General features: G+C 58.4%; 10 protein-coding genes. 4 read left to right on the top strand and 6 right to left on the bottom strand.

Annotation, left to right across the window (positions count from 1 at the left end):
* Positions 1-106: 106 nt before the first annotated feature.
* Entirely contained in the window at positions 107-1,363 is a 1,257-nt protein-coding gene (locus ACR42C_RS07365; protein ID WP_479984937.1) for a DUF1479 domain-containing protein, read from the top strand.
* Here ACR42C_RS07365 and ACR42C_RS07360 read toward each other — a convergent pair.
* On the bottom strand, positions 1,360-2,433 hold the full coding sequence (locus tag ACR42C_RS07360) for a LacI family DNA-binding transcriptional regulator (RefSeq protein WP_479984936.1): 1,074 nt from the start codon (positions 2,431-2,433) through the stop codon (positions 1,360-1,362). The two genes, ACR42C_RS07365 and ACR42C_RS07360, sit on opposite strands and share 4 nt — an antisense overlap.
* 288 nt (positions 2,434-2,721) lie before the next feature.
* On the opposite strand from ACR42C_RS07360, the gene ACR42C_RS07355 reads away from it, so the two are divergent.
* Together ACR42C_RS07355 and ACR42C_RS07350 are read left to right on the top strand one after the other, a co-directional pair.
* Positions 2,722-4,023, top strand: coding sequence for an MFS transporter (locus ACR42C_RS07355; RefSeq protein ID WP_116343402.1), 1,302 nt, complete (start codon positions 2,722-2,724; stop codon positions 4,021-4,023).
* A 17-nt stretch (positions 4,024-4,040) separates the two neighbouring features.
* Positions 4,041-6,404: a glycoside hydrolase family 31 protein gene (locus tag ACR42C_RS07350; protein WP_479984935.1), complete on the top strand. Its 2,364-nt coding sequence runs from the start codon at positions 4,041-4,043 to the stop codon at positions 6,402-6,404.
* 91 nt (positions 6,405-6,495) lie between these two features.
* Here the strand turns inward: ACR42C_RS07350 and ACR42C_RS07345 are convergent, their stop codons facing one another.
* Positions 6,496-8,091, bottom strand: a complete 1,596-nt coding sequence (locus ACR42C_RS07345; RefSeq protein ID WP_479984934.1) for an ABC-F family ATPase — start codon at positions 8,089-8,091, stop codon at positions 6,496-6,498.
* Positions 8,092-8,313: 222 nt separating this feature from the next.
* Between ACR42C_RS07345 and ldtB the strand changes: the two genes are divergently transcribed.
* Positions 8,314-9,234 carry a L,D-transpeptidase gene (ldtB, locus tag ACR42C_RS07340; RefSeq protein WP_008501186.1) on the top strand — a complete coding sequence of 307 codons (921 nt, stop codon included), beginning with the start codon at positions 8,314-8,316 and terminating at the stop codon, positions 9,232-9,234.
* Positions 9,235-9,276: 42 nt separating this feature from the next.
* Here the strand turns inward: ldtB and ACR42C_RS07335 are convergent, their stop codons facing one another.
* From ACR42C_RS07335 to ACR42C_RS07320, 4 genes are all read right to left on the bottom strand, one after another.
* Positions 9,277-9,993 (bottom strand): GntR family transcriptional regulator, encoded by a 717-nt coding sequence (locus ACR42C_RS07335; protein ID WP_479984933.1) that lies wholly within the window; start codon positions 9,991-9,993, stop codon positions 9,277-9,279.
* Between the two features lie 15 nt (positions 9,994-10,008).
* Positions 10,009-11,331, bottom strand: coding sequence for a PTS sugar transporter subunit IIC (locus ACR42C_RS07330; RefSeq protein WP_163330791.1), 1,323 nt, complete (start codon positions 11,329-11,331; stop codon positions 10,009-10,011).
* Positions 11,332-11,382: 51 nt separating this feature from the next.
* Positions 11,383-12,759, bottom strand: coding sequence for a glycoside hydrolase family 1 protein (locus tag ACR42C_RS07325; protein WP_163330790.1), 1,377 nt, complete (start codon positions 12,757-12,759; stop codon positions 11,383-11,385).
* 150 nt (positions 12,760-12,909) lie between these two features.
* On the bottom strand, positions 12,910-13,950 hold the full coding sequence (locus ACR42C_RS07320) for an aldo/keto reductase (protein ID WP_479984932.1): 1,041 nt from the start codon (positions 13,948-13,950) through the stop codon (positions 12,910-12,912).
* Positions 13,951-14,007 lie beyond the last annotated feature (57 nt).

Genomic DNA, 14,007 nt, shown 5'->3' with positions numbered 1-14,007 from the left:
CCGTCCTGTGGCTTGCGTCAAGTTTTTAAACTTGCATTAACTTATTTTTAACTTAAAGTATCACTTGTAGATATTTTTACTTTCGAATGAAAGATGCGAGGCGGTTATGACCTTTACCAGTGAAACTTTGCCGGCGGATCACAAAGCGGCAATCCGTCAGTTAAAACGTGAGCTGCGCGCGCAGATCGGCGACGTGCAGGCGGTGTTTAATAAGCTCAGCGATAAAATTGCCACCCGCGTGGCGGAGATCAACGCCCTTAAGAACAAAGGCGAAACCGTCTGGCCGGAGATCCCGTTTGCGGACGTGAAAAACGGCACGATTACCGACGCACAGCGCGAGGCCGTTAAGCGCCGCGGCTGCGCGGTGATTAAAGGTCATTTCCCGCGCGAGCAGGCGCTGGCGTGGGATCGGTCGATGCTCGACTATCTCGATCTGAACAAATTTGACGACGTGTACAAAGGGCCAGGCGATAACTTCTTCGGCACCTTAACGGCCTCCCGCCCGGAGATTTACCCGATTTACTGGTCGCAGGCGCAGATGCAGGCGCGCCAGAGCGAAGAGATGGCGCAGGTGCAGTCGTTCCTGAACCGTTTATGGACTTTCGAGAGCAACGGCAAGCAGTGGTTCGACCCGGACGTGAGCGTGATTTACCCGGACCGTATTCGCCGCCGTCCGCCGGGAACCACCTCGAAAGGGCTGGGCGCGCATACCGACTCCGGCGCGCTGGAGCGCTGGCTGCTTCCGGCTTATCAACAGGTGTTTGCCCGCGTGTTTGACGGCAACGTCGATAAGTACGATCCGTGGAACGCCGCGCACCGTACCGAAGTGGAAGAGTACACCGTCGATAACACCACCAAATGCTCGGTGTTCCGCACCTTCCAGGGCTGGACGGCGCTGTCGGACATGATCCCCGGTCAGGGACTGCTGCACGTGGTGCCAATTCCGGAGGCGATGGCGTACATTCTGCTGCGTCCACTGCTGGACGACGTGCCGGAAGACGAGCTGTGCGGCGTGGCACCAGGGCGCGTGCTGCCGGTTTCCGAGAAGTGGCACCCGCTGCTCATCGAGGCATTAAGCAGCATTCCGGCACTCGAGGCGGGCGATTCCGTATGGTGGCACTGCGATGTGATCCACTCCGTCGCGCCGGTGGAAAATCAGCAGGGCTGGGGCAACGTGATGTACATCCCTGCCGCGCCGATGTGCGAGAAAAACCTCGCCTATGCGAAAAAGGTCAAGGAAGCGCTGGAAACCGGCGCGTCGCCGGGAGACTTCCCGCGCGAGGATTATGAAAAAAGCTGGCAGGACCGCTTTACCGTGAACGATCTCAACATCCACGGCAAGCGCGCGCTGGGCATGGTCTAACTGTCGTACAGTCCTTCCCGCTCTACGGCGGTGCGTCGTTTCCCCTGACGTATCCGCCGTACCGATTCCCGCACGGTCAGCGTGCCGTTAAGCAACAACGTTCCCACCGGCGCGTCCGGGCGCATCAGCCGCTGCTGGAGCATATGCACCGCTTCGGTTCCCAGCTCGTCGCGGGGCACATGCACCGCCGTCAGCGGCACGTCCTGGATTGCCGCCAGATTAAATCCGTCGATGCTCATCACCGACACGTCCTGCGGCACGCGCAGACCGTGGTTTTGTAATGCGCTGATGGTGCCCGCCGCCATAAAGTCGCCGCCGACCAGAAACGCCGTCGGCAGGTCTTTTCCCTTCTGCTGGTTAAGCCACTCGCTCACCAGCTGCTCCGTTTCTCTGGCGCTGAAGCTTGGCACCACCAGCAGATCGCGTTTATCGTTGAATTTCAGGTTATGAGACTGCCACGCATCGCGGATCCCCGCCAGGCGCAGCTCCATGGTGTAGCGGCGCAGGCACAGCACGTTCATCACCTCGCGGTGCCCCATCTCGAACAGGTACTCCGCCGCCCGCTCGCCAATGGTGCGGTGATCCGGGGCGACGGCAGGCAGGCGCATGCGGCGGTCCCGGCAGTTAATCAGCACGCAGGGTTTCCCCACGTCCACCGCCAGGTCGTGAATATGCGGATCGTCGATGCCGAGAAGAATGGCCGCCTGGGTATCCGGCTCGTTCATGCGCGCCAGAAACAGCTGGGCGTCGCTGTCGTTCTCCTCCAGTGCGCAGTAGCGCAGCCGGACCTCGTGCGAGGCAAGCCCTTTGCTCACGCTCTGGATCACGCGGTAATAAAAGATGTCGGACCGCTCGTCAAACGCCCGCTGCGGGGCAAAAACCACCAGGCTGTTAAGCAGCAAACGCCCTGCCGCCATGCCGTCCATCACCCCCAGCTCCCGCGCGCACGCCAGCACCTTTGCGCGCGCCTTTTCGCTGGTATTCGCTTTACCCGCCAGCACGCGGGAAACCGTGCTGATGGAGAGCTGCGTGCGGGCCGCGATTTCGGTGATTTTTAGCCTTTTGTCCATTTTGTGATCTGGCTCCATTTGCGAAATGAAAAAATTTTCATAGCGTATCCGTCAGGCAAAAACTGCCATGAACGCCATCATGCCAGAGTGTTTTCGTTAGTTATGAGAAATTTTGCACAAAATCCACTTTTGCCCTCTCATTTTCTCCCTTAAGGTGAACCTGTCACACAACTTCCATACTAGTTGTATAGCAACTTAAGCAGTTTAAACGGATAGAAATCAAAGGCATAAAAATCTGTGTGACACCTGAACCTCCGTCCCCTTACCGTCCGTCTTGTGGAGAGTCAAATGAGTCAGGACATCAATAATACCGTTGCGACAAGCAAAACCCGTCGCGTCATCAAGAACCTGCGCTGGTACGTACTGGTGCTGTTCTTACTTGGCGTCACCGTTAACTACATCACCCGTAACTCGCTCGGGATCCTCGCCCCGGAACTGAAAGAGAGCCTGGGGATCACCACCGAGCAGTACTCCTGGATCGTCGGCGCGTTCCAGATCGCCTACACCATTTTCCAGCCCCTGTGCGGCTGGCTGATTGACGTTATCGGCCTGAAGATTGGCTTTATGGTCTGCGCCGGGATCTGGGCGCTGATGTGTATCTTCCACGCGGGCGCCGGAAGCTGGCTGCACCTGGCGATTCTGCGCTTCTTTATGGGGGCCTCTGAGGCCGCCGCCACCCCGGCGAACGCCAAAACCATCGGCGAATGGTTCCCGAAATCAGAGCGCCCCGTTGCCGCCGGCTGGGCGGGCGTGGGCTTCTCCATCGGCGCGATGCTGGCTCCGCCTATCATCTACTTTGCTCACGCCTCGTTCGGTTGGCAGGGCGCGTTTATGTTTACCGGCGTGCTGGCGCTGCTGTGGGTGATCCTGTGGTGGGCGTTTTACCACAACCCGGAGCAGCACCCGAACCTGAGCAAGGACGAGCTGGCGTTTATCAAGCAGGATAACGAACCGCCCGCGGTGAAACTGCCGTTTCTGACCGCGCTGAAAACCGTCTCGAAAAACAAACGTTTCTACGGTATCGCCATTCCGGCCTTTATGGCGGAACCGGCCTGGGCCGTGCTGAGCTTCTGGGTGCCACTGTACCTCGCCAAAGAGCACGGCATGGATCTGAAGCAGATTGCGATGTTTGCCTGGCTGCCCTTCCTCGCCGCCGACCTCGGCAGCGTGGCGAGCGGCTACCTGACGCGCCTCTACACCCGCTGGTTCGGCTGCTCCCGCGTAAACTCGGTGGTGGCAAGCTCCGTCACCGGCGCGTTCCTGATGATCTCGCTGGCCATCGTCGCCATTACCCGCGACCCGTATATCACCATCGTGCTGATCTCCATCGGCGGCTTCGGGCACCAGATCATCTCCTGCATGCTGAGCGCCCTGGTCGTGGAGTCGTTCGACAAAGGCCAGATGGCGACCGTCAACGGCATGCGCGGCTCGGCGGCGTGGATCGCCAGCTTCCTGTTCTCGCTGTTAATCGGTGTGACCGCCGACAAAATCGGCTTTAACCCGCTCTTTATTGCCATGGGCTTCTTTGACCTGATTGGCGCTGTCTTCCTGGTAGCATTTATTGCTGAACGTCGCGCCAAGCGCGCCTGATAGTGGATGTATTGCATATGAAAACCCTGAAAAACTGGACCGTAGATAAGCAGTCGGCAAACCATCTGGAACTGCTGGTCGATAACCAGCACCGCCTGTGCCTGTATGTTCTGGAAGAGAACCTGTTCCGCGTGCTGATTAAGCGCAAAGGCGAGCTGGCGCTGGACCGCACCTGGAGCATCGCACCGGAAAAAGACGTGCCGTGGGAAGGCCGTCGTCGTGACGATATAAGCGGTTTCTCCTGCCCGGCCTGGACCCTGACGCAGCAGGATGATGCCGTGACGGTGGCAACGGAGCAGCTGCGCGTGACCGTCCACCAGCCGCTATGGATGGAGTGGCACTACCGCAATGAGGCGGGCGAATGGCAGCCGCTGGTTAATGACCGTCCGACCAGCGCCTACCTGCTGAACGCCCACGGCGACGGCGTGGCGCACTACCTCAGCCGTCGCAAGGACGAGCGTTTCTACGGCCTGGGCGAGAAAGCGGGCGATCTGCAGCGCAACGGCAAGCGCTATGAGATGCGCAACCTCGATGCAATGGGGTACAACGCGGCCAGCACCGACCCGCTCTACAAGCACATCCCGTTCACTATCGCCCGCCGCGACGACGTCAGCTACGGCCTGTTCTACGACAACCTGAGCAGCTGCTGGCTGGATCTGGGCAACGAGATCGACAACTACCACACCGCCTACCGCCGCTGGCAGGCGGAAGCGGGCGATATCGATTACTACATTTTTACCGGCAGGCGCGTGCTGGACGTCACCAAAGCCTTCGTGCGCCTGACCGGGAAAACGCTGTTTGGGCCAAAATGGAGCCTGGGCTATAGCGGCTCAACCATGCACTACACCGACGCGCCGGACGCCCAGAACCAGCTGATGAACTTTATCCGCCTGTGCGAAGAGCACGCCATTCCGTGCGACTCGTTCCAGCTCTCCTCCGGATATACCTCCATCAACGGCAAGCGCTACGTCTTCAACTGGAACTATGACAAGGTGCCGCAGCCGAAGGTGATGAGCCAGGCCTTCCACGACGCGGGACTGAAGCTTGCGGCCAACATCAAGCCGTGCCTGCTGCAGGACCATCCGCGCTATAACGAAGTGGCGGAGAGCGGCCTGTTCATTCGTGATTCAGAAACTGATGCACCAGAACGTTCAAGCTTCTGGGATGACGAAGGCTCGCACCTCGACTTTACCAACCCGCAGACGGTGAAGTGGTGGCAGAACGGCGTCACTACCCAACTGCTGGAGATGGGCATCGACTCCACCTGGAACGACAACAACGAATATGAAGTGTGGGACGGGGAAGCGCGCTGCTTTGGCTTCGGCAAGGAGATCGCCATCAAGCACATTCGTCCGGTAATGCCGCTGCTGATGATGCGCGCCTCGCTGGAAGCGCAGCAGCGCTTTGCGCCGGAGAAACGTCCGTATCTCATCTCCCGCTCCGGCTGCGCCGGGATGCAGCGCTACGTTCAGACCTGGAGCGGCGATAACCGCACCAACTGGGACACCCTGCGCTATAACATCCGCATGGGGCTGGGCATGAGCCTGTCCGGGCTGTTCAACGTCGGCCACGACGTGGGTGGTTTCTCCGGGGATAAGCCGGACGCCGAGCTGTTCGTGCGCTGGGTGCAGAACGGCGTGATGCATCCGCGCTTTACCATTCACTCATGGAACGATGACCACACGGTGAACGAGCCGTGGATGTATCCGGGCGTCACGCCTGCTATTCGCGGCGCGATTGAGCTGCGCTACCGCCTGCTGCCGTACCTCTACACCCTGCTCTGGCAGGCGCACGCCGACGACGAGCCGATGCTGCGCCCGACCTTCCTCGACCACGAGCACGATGCGCAGACCTTCGTAGAGTGCGATGACTTCCTGCTGGGCCGCGACCTGCTGGTTGCCAGCGTCGTCGAAGCCGGGCAGCGCGAGCGCCGCGTCTGGCTGCCGGATAATGCCACCGGCTGGTACGATTTTTACACCCACGCGTGGTATGCGGGCGGCCAGTCGATCGTTCTCGACGCGCCGCTGGAAAAACTGCCGCTGCTGGTGCGCGCCGGTGCCGGTCTGCCGCTGAGCGAGCGCATTACCCACGTATCCGCTGAAAAAGACGACACCCGCGAGCTGAAGCTGTTCCCGGTGAAGGGCGTCGGCACCACCTCCGGGCTGCTGTTTGAAGACGACGGCGAAAGCTGGGGCTATCAGAACGGCAATGCGCTATGGGTGGAATGGGAAATGGTGTGCGATGGCGCAACCGTCAACCTGAAGATCAACGCACGCGGGGATTATCGTCCGGCGTGGAAAGCGCTGAAGGTGTCGTTGCCTGTAGGGGAAAAACGTAAGCTGCTGGTGAACGGGGTTGAAGGGGGCGAATGGGTGGTGTAGTGCGGCCTGATGCCCTCACCCTAACCCTCTCCCACAGGGAGAGGGGATAGAACGTAGGCCGGGTAAGGCGAAGCCGCCACCCGGCTTTTTTTTAGTTCTCGATGCCTTTGCTGCGCAGGTAGTCTTCGTAGTTTCCGGTGAAGTCCACCACGCGCTCAGGCGTAATTTCGATCACGCGGGTCGCCAGCGAGCTGACGAACTCACGGTCGTGAGAGACGAAGATCAGGGTGCCCTGATACATCTCCAGCGCCATATTCAGCGATTCGATAGATTCCATATCCAGGTGGTTAGTCGGTTCGTCCATCACCAGGATGTTCGGTTTTTCCATCATCAGCTTGCCGAACAGCATGCGGCCTTTCTCGCCACCGGAGAGCACTTTGGCCGGCTTTTTGATGTCGTCCTGGCTGAACAGCAGACGCCCCAGAATGCTGCGCACCGCCTGCTCGTCGTCGCCTTCCTGCTTCCACTGGCTCATCCAGTCGAAGACGGTGAGGTCGTTTTCGAACTCGTACTCATGGTCCTGCGCGTAGTAGCCAATCTGCGCGTTCTCGGACCATTTCGCGGTGCCGTTATCCGGCTGCAGTTCGCCGACCAGGGTTTTCAGCAGTGTGGATTTACCCACGCCGTTGGCGCCGAGGATGGCAATCTTCTCGCCCACTTCCAGCAGCAGGTTGAAGTTTTTAAACAGCGGGCCTTCATCGAAGCCTTTGGTAAGGGCTTCCACTTCCAGCGCGTTACGGAACAGCTTCTTGTCCTGCTCGAAGCGGATGAACGGGTTCTGACGACTGGAGGCTTTAACTTCTTCCAGCTTGATTTTATCAATCTGACGCGCACGTGAGGTCGCCTGACGCGACTTAGAGGCGTTGGCACTGAAGCGGCTGACGAAGGACTGCAGGTCCGCAATCTGCGCTTTCTTCTTGGCGTTGTCCGCCAGCAGACGCTCACGCGCCTGGGTGGCCGCCGTCATGTACTCGTCGTAGTTGCCCGGGTAAACGCGCAGCTCGCCGTAGTCCAGATCCGCCATGTGCGTACAGACCATATTCAGGAAGTGACGGTCGTGCGAGATGATGATCATAGTGCTGTCGCGATCGTTCAGCGTCTGCTCCAGCCAGCGGATGGTGTCGATGTCCAGGTTGTTCGTCGGTTCGTCGAGCAGCAGGATGTCCGGGTTAGAGAACAGCGCCTGTGCCAGCAGCACGCGCAGCTTCCAGCCTGGGGCGACTTCGCTCATCGGACCGTAATGCTGTTCAACCGGAATGCCTACGCCCAGCAGCAGCTCGCCCGCACGCGCTTCCGCAGAATAACCGTCCATTTCGCCGTACTGCGTTTCCAGATCGGCCACTTTATAGCCGTCTTCTTCGCTCATTTCGGCCAGCGCGTAGATGCGATCGCGCTCCTGCTTCACTTCCCACAGCTCCGCGTGCCCCATGATCACGGTGTCCAGCACGGTGAACTCTTCAAAGGCGAACTGATCCTGACGCAGCTTACCGATGCGCTCGTTAGGGTCGAGCGACACGTTGCCGAGCGTTGGCTCCAGATCGCCGCCGAGGATCTTCATGAAGGTGGATTTTCCGCTACCGTTGGCGCCAATCAGGCCGTAACGGTTGCCGCCGCCAAATTTGACGGAAATGTTTTCGAACAGCGGCTTACTGCCAAACTGCATAGTGACGTTGCTGGTAACTAACACGGGGAGATTCCTGCGAAAAGTGTGATAAACACGGCATTATGCCACAATTCCGAATTGAGATCCCGTGTTGCGGCAATCCACTAAACTTTAACAAAATCGAAAAAAATGTGATTTCGTACACATCTGAATTCCCTGTTAGCGGGAATGCACATATAATGCGCTCCCATCACAGATTCAGACTTATCAACTCATCGCCAGAATGGCTTAGATACCTCGCACAACATGAACATGAAATTAACAACGCTTTTTGCGGCGGCGTTAGCCGTAGTAGGTTTTTGTAAGACCGCGTCTGCGGTGACGTATCCCCTGCCGACCGACGGAAGCCGTCTGGTGGGTCAAAATCAGGTAGTGACGGTACCTGAGGGTAACTCTCAGCCGCTGGAGTATTTCGCCGCACAGTACCAGTTGGGCCTGTCTAACATGCTGGAAGCGAACCCGGGCGTTGACCCGTATCTGCCAAAAGCGGGTACCGTGCTGAATATTCCTCAGCAGCTGATCCTGCCGGATACCGTTCATGAAGGTATCGTAATCAACAGCGCCGAAATGCGTCTGTATTACTACCCGAAAGGCACCAACACCGTTATCGTGCTGCCAATCGGCATCGGCCAGCTGGGCAAAGACACCCCGCTGAACTGGACCACCAAAGTCGAGCGTAAGAAAGCGGGCCCAACCTGGACCCCAACCGCCAAAATGCACGCGGAATACATCGCTGCGGGCGAACCGCTGCCAGCCGTTGTGCCGGCAGGACCGGATAACCCAATGGGACTGTACGCGCTGTACATTGGCCGCCTGTACGCTATCCACGGCACCAACGCCAACTTCGGTATCGGCCTGCGCGTAAGCCACGGCTGCGTGCGCCTGCGTAACGACGACATTAAGTTCCTGTTTGAAAACGTGCCGGTCGGCACGCGCGTGCAGTTCATCAACGAACCGGTGAAAGCGACCTCTGAGCCAGACGGCAGCCGCTACATTGAAGTGCACAACCCGCTGTCCACCAGCGAAGACCAGATCAATAACAACGAGATCGTACCGATTACGCTGAACAGCGCGGTGCAGTCCGTGACCTCTCAGCCTGACGTGGAAACCACCATCGTCGACCAGGCGATTCAGAACCGCTCCGGTATGCCGGTTCGTTTGAATTAACAGAGAAAAATTAAAAAAGCGGGCTTCGATGCCCGCTTTTTTTTACCCGTTATTCACGATCACGATCCCGCCGTGGTCGTAGCGATAGTGGCAGTGGGCATACTCCAGCGCTGTGCCGTCCTCCAGATAAATCACCTGCTCCACTTCCAGCACCGGGTCGGTCTGCTCGCAGACCAGATGCTCTCTGTCCAGCGTGTTTGGCTTTAGCGCCCTCACCACCCGGTACGATCCCATAATTTTCAGCCCCAGCGTCTCCTGAACGTACTGGAACACCGAACCTTCAAGATGGCTTTTCGTCAAGCCGGGCACCAGATTCATCGGCATTACCGTGGAATCCAGCGACATGGGTTCACCGTTTAGTAAGCGCAGGCGAATAAAGTCATAGACAGGCGCATCGGCGTTAATCATCAGCGACGCCTGCTCTTTCTCGTTCGGGAAGCGCAGTTCAAAATGCACCACCCGGCTGGTGACCGTGCCCAGATGCTCCCAGGTTTTGGTGGCGCCGAAGTAGTCGCTGCCGGAGAGATCCCACTGCGAGAGTTGAAGGAAGTTTTTGCGGATAAACGTTCCCTGTCCCTGGCGGGTATAGACCAGACCTTCGACGATCAGCTGGCGCATCGCCTGCTGAATGGTCATCCGGCTGGTGCTGAACTCCGCCGCCAGCGCAAACTGGTCCGGCAGCGGTTCATTGGCGGCGTACTGCTGGCTGATGATGCGTTTTTTAATTTCCCGCGCTATGGTGATGTACTTCGCCGCCATCGTCCTTCCTTTCAGTTAGTTTTCTATCCCGCTGTTTTTCATCGCCACTCTCTCGGCAATCTTGAGGAAAGGCAGGTAGAAGAATACACCAAATACGATGATTGCCAACTGCACCACCACCGCGCGCCAGTCCCCCGCCGTCGCCAGCCAGGCGCTGAGAATTGGCGGCGTGGTCCACGGTATCATCACCACGCAGCGCGACATTAATCCCAGCGTGGTACAGAGCCAGGCGAAGTAAATGCCGATGGCGGGCAGCAGCACAAACGGGATCATCAGCGGCAGGTTAAACACGATCGGCAGGCCGAAAATGACCGGCTCGTTGATGTTGAACAGACCCGGCGCCAGCGACAGACGCGCCACCTGCTTAGCCGACTTTTGTCGGGAGAAGATAAAGATGGCGATCAGCAGCGATATTGTGCTGCCCGTGCCGCCCACCATGCCAAACGTCGGCACGAAAATGTTGTTGATGATATGCGGGATGGGTTGACCGTTGGCGAAGGCCAGCATGTTCTCGTTGGTGTTGATCAGCAGGAACGGCTCCAGCACCACGCTGTTAACGACTGACTGATGAATACCGAGGGTGAACAGAAAGTTACCGAAGCTGTAGATGAAAATCGTCCCCGGCAGGCTGGTGTTGATCAGCCGCAGCGGCTGCTGGATAAAGGTCGTAATGAGATGGATCAGGTCCGTGTGCAGAACGTTTGCCAGCAGCGCCGCCAGCACGGCGAACACCGACAATGTAAGAATGGTTGGGATCAGCGCGGTAAAGGATTTGCTCACCGCCGGCGGCACGTTCTCACCCAGCGAAATGTGCAGCGCCTTCAGGCGCGAAATAGCGATAAACAGTTCCGTTGAGAGCAGCCCAATCAGCACCCCGGCGAAAATCCCGGTTGAGCCAATGTTGGCGAACGTCAGTACCTGAGTGACGTTCACCGCGGCGTCGCTACCGACGGGCGTAAGCTGCAGGCGCATCGGCATCATGATGATGAAGCTGCTGACGGCGATAACCACTGCCGAGACCGGATTGTCGAAATCTTTGTTGCGCGCCAGCGACCAGGCAATCATCGGCGCCAGCAGCAGCGCGGCGATGTTCAGCGTGCCGTTGATAATCGCCTCGCCCCACACCTTAAACTGCACGAGCGTCTCGCCGTGAAAAATCCACGGAAACACCACGTTGTTCACCAGCACCGCCAGACCGGCGAGGATGAAAATCGGCATCACCGTGGCGAAGGCGTCGCGCAGGGAGCGCAGGTGCACCTGGTTTGCCAGGCGCGCCGAGAACTCAACAAATTTATCGACAAAGGACTGCATGTGCGGTGTTATTTTTGCTTCAGACATAGCGGATAGTTCCCATCAATCAGTCACAAAAACGGCCCGGCAGCGTACGGCTTACATCTCGCGTCCGTTGGTATGAATAACCTGTTTTAACCACGCGTAGCTCTTCTTCGGCACGCGTTTCAGGTCTTTCAGGTCGTGGTTTTCCCGGTTGACGTAGACCACGCCGTAGCGCTTACGCATGTCACCCTGGGAGCTGAGAATGTCGATTAAGCCCCAGCCGAGGTAACCGATCACCTCCGCCCCGTCCTCGAACATCGCCGCCTTCATCGCGTCGATATGCGCCCGGTGGTAGTCGATGCGGTAGGTGTCCTCAATCGGGTTCACGCCGTCCCAGGACTCAATCACCCCGATACCGTTCTCGATCGGGAATACCGGCATCCGCCAGTCGTTGGCGTAGCGGGTGATGATGGTGCGAAAGCCCAGCGGATCGATCTGCCAGTTCCACTCGGTGGCCTTCAGGTACGGGTTGTTTTTATCGCCGTGCAGGAGGTAATAGTTCACCGGCGTGCCTTCCGGGATCGCATCGCTGTCCAGCGTTTTGCTGGCGTAGTAGCTGAAGGCCATATAGTCGTTTCTGGTACGCGCGAGAAGTGCTAAATCCTCGGCGCGATAGATATCACCAAAACCCTCCTGCTCCACCACCGCCATCACCGCCGGGCTGTAGCCCTGCCCGGCAAAGACGCGCAGCAGGTTCTGGTTGAGGAACTCGTCGTACTGCTGGGCGCAGAAGATATCGCGCGGTTTGCAGGTGGCCGGGTAGATCAGCTGGTGCGCCAGCATGCCGCCCATCAGCTTGCCCGGTTTGGTCTGGTGCAGATACTCGGTCAGCGCCATGTGCGCCACCATGGTGTGATGCTGCAACTCGTAGAGCTCGCGCAAGGTTTTCTCGCCTTTCATGTAGCCGGAAATGCGGAAGGCTTCCGGCATATGGAAGATGTTCTGCTCGTTGAAGGTCAGCCAGTACTTCACCCGGTCGCCGAAGCAGTCGATCATCTTTTTGCCGTAGCGGATAAAGGCGTCCATCACGCGGCGGTCGTTGAAGCCGTTGTACTCCTGCGCCAGCGCCAGCGGCATATCGAAGTGGTACAGGCAGATCATCGGCTCGATGCCGCGGGCGATCAGATCGTCAATAAAGCGGTCGTAAAACGCGATGCCTTCGTCGTTGAACGCGCCGTCACCCTGCGGACACACGCGGCTCCAGGAGATCTGGAAGCGGTAGCAGTTCATGCCCAGATCCTGCATCAGGTCAAAATCTTCCCGGTAGCGATGGTACGAATCGGTCGCCACTTTCCAGTCGGAGATGTTTTCCCCGGCTTCGCGAATGTCGTACACCGACATGCCCTTCCCGCCCTCGTTCCAGGCCCCTTCCGTCTGCATGCTGGATACCGAGTTGCCCCATAAAAAATTGGCCGGCAGCGATTTGTTCATGCTCTCTCTCCCTATATGACTAGTCATTTAAATATTCATGACTAGTCATATAGTCGAAGATAAAATGGCGATCAAAGAGGAGGATCGTTTTTTGTGAGCGATGCGGAAAAAAAGCCCCGGTAAGCGAAGCGTCACCGGGGAAAAGGAAGGTTACTGCTGTGCGAGCTGATTGCGGCGATATTCTCCCTGCCGCTCCAGCATCCAGCCCGGATATTCGCGCGGCAGCGCGCTCACCGCATCAAGCTGCTTAAGCTCGTCTTCGCTTAAGCGGATCCCGGTCGCGGCGATGTTGTCGTCCAGCTGATCGACACGTTTCGCACCAATAATCACGCTGGTCACGGCTTTTTGATGCAGCAGCCACGCCAGCGCGATTTGCGCGACGGAGACGCCCTTGCTTTCGGCAATCGTGCGCATCACGTCCACGCAGTCGAAGGCGCGGTTTTTATTCACCGGCGGGAAGTCGAACTCCAGACGGCGGCCTCCGGTTTCGCTCGTCCCGTCGCGGCCATATTTTCCGCTCAGCAGGCCACCCGCCAGCGGGCTCCAGACCATCAGCCCGACGCCTTCGCTCTGCATCATCGGTACCAGCTCGCGCTCAAGATCGCGCCCGGCGATGGTGTAGTAGGCCTGCAATGACGCAAAACGCGCCAGCCCCAGACGCTCGGAAATCCCGAGCGCTTTGGCTATCTGCCACGCCGCCCAGTTCGAGACGCCGATGTAGCGCACGTGGCCGTGCTGCACCAGGTTATCCAGCGCATAGAGCGTCTCTTCAATCGGCGTTACGGGGTCAAAGCCGTGAAGCTGGTAGAGATCGATATGATCCAGCTGCAGGCGACGCAGGCTCTCCTTCACGCTGCTGATGATGTGATAGCGCGAGCTGCCGCGCGAGTTCACCCCCGCGGTGCCCGTTTCGCCGAACACCTTGGTGGCAACCACCACATTCTCGCGCGGGACGTTGAGGTTTTTCAGCGCCTGCCCGAGGATCGCCTCCGAGCGCCCTTCCGAATAGACGTCGGCGGTATCGATAAAGTTGATACCCGCGTCCAGCGCGCGCCCTACCAGCTGTTCGGCTTCGCTCTGCTGCAGCTGGCCAATTTTTCCCCACATGCCGCCTTCACCGCCGAAGGTCATGGTGCCGAGGCACAGTTCAGAAACAAACAGTCCGGTGTTGCCCAGTTTTTGATAACGCATAAGTTAATCCTCGCATGTCGATTGGGTACCCGATAGTTATACCCGCCCCTCAGTCAT

The organism is Enterobacter sp. MG-EB028 (genome assembly GCF_056673305.1).
Note: the sequence above shows the minus strand (reverse complement) of the source record. Positions and strands in the feature narration are given on the sequence as shown.

Bases quoted from the DNA above. Each gene is read 5' to 3' on its own strand.
- ACR42C_RS07365 (WP_479984937.1), top strand. From the start codon at position 107: ATGACCTTTACCAGTGAAACTTTGCCGGCGGATCACAAAGCGGCAATC.
- ACR42C_RS07360 (WP_479984936.1), bottom strand. From the start codon at position 2,433: ATGGACAAAAGGCTAAAAATCACCGAAATCGCGGCCCGCACGCAGCTC.
- ACR42C_RS07355 (WP_116343402.1), top strand. From the start codon at position 2,722: ATGAGTCAGGACATCAATAATACCGTTGCGACAAGCAAAACCCGTCGC.
- ACR42C_RS07350 (WP_479984935.1), top strand. From the start codon at position 4,041: ATGAAAACCCTGAAAAACTGGACCGTAGATAAGCAGTCGGCAAACCAT.
- ldtB (WP_008501186.1), top strand. From the start codon at position 8,314: ATGAACATGAAATTAACAACGCTTTTTGCGGCGGCGTTAGCCGTAGTA.
- ACR42C_RS07335 (WP_479984933.1), bottom strand. From the start codon at position 9,993: ATGGCGGCGAAGTACATCACCATAGCGCGGGAAATTAAAAAACGCATC.
- ACR42C_RS07330 (WP_163330791.1), bottom strand. From the start codon at position 11,331: ATGTCTGAAGCAAAAATAACACCGCACATGCAGTCCTTTGTCGATAAA.
- ACR42C_RS07325 (WP_163330790.1), bottom strand. From the start codon at position 12,759: ATGAACAAATCGCTGCCGGCCAATTTTTTATGGGGCAACTCGGTATCC.
- ACR42C_RS07320 (WP_479984932.1), bottom strand. From the start codon at position 13,950: ATGCGTTATCAAAAACTGGGCAACACCGGACTGTTTGTTTCTGAACTG.